The 537-nt window shown below is 44.9% G+C and carries 1 protein-coding gene; it reads left to right on the forward strand.

What is annotated here, in order from left to right; genetic code table 11:
• Window positions 1-55: 55 nt before the first annotated feature.
• On the forward strand, window positions 56-537 hold a 482-nt coding region (gene rplF, locus A3738_RS05110; protein WP_068763415.1), incomplete at its 3' end, for a 50S ribosomal protein L6.

Here is a 537-nt window from a genome sequence, read left to right on the forward strand (position 1 = left end):
GTAAAGCGGGTATCGGCGGCGAAGTTATCTGTACAGTATTCTAAGGGAGGTTTGCATGTCTAGAGTTGCTAATAGTCCAGTTGAGCTTCCTTCTGGTGTTGAAGTTAAGCTTGCTGACGGCCAACTTGAAGTTAAAGGCGGTAAAGGCACACTTTCTATGGAAGTGAACCCTGCTGTAGAAATTACTCAAGATGGTTCAGTACTTACTTTTGCTGCAAAAAATGGCAGCAAATTCTCTCGAGCGATGTCAGGAACAACGCGTGCACTTGTTAACAACATGGTTGTAGGTGTGACTGCTGGTTTCGAGAAAAAATTACAGCTTATTGGTGTTGGTTACCGTGTTCAGGTTCAAGGTCAAAAATTGAACTTAAACTTGGGCTTCTCACACCCAGTTGAGTACGAATTGCCATCAGGTGTTAAGGCTGAAGCGCCTTCACAAACTGAAATCGTACTTAAAGGCGTTGATAAACAACAGCTTGGTCAGGTCGCTGCTGAAATCAGAGCTTACCGTCCGCCAGAGCCATACAAAGGCAAGGG

It is taken from the genome of Oleiphilus sp. HI0066, from assembly GCF_001635725.1.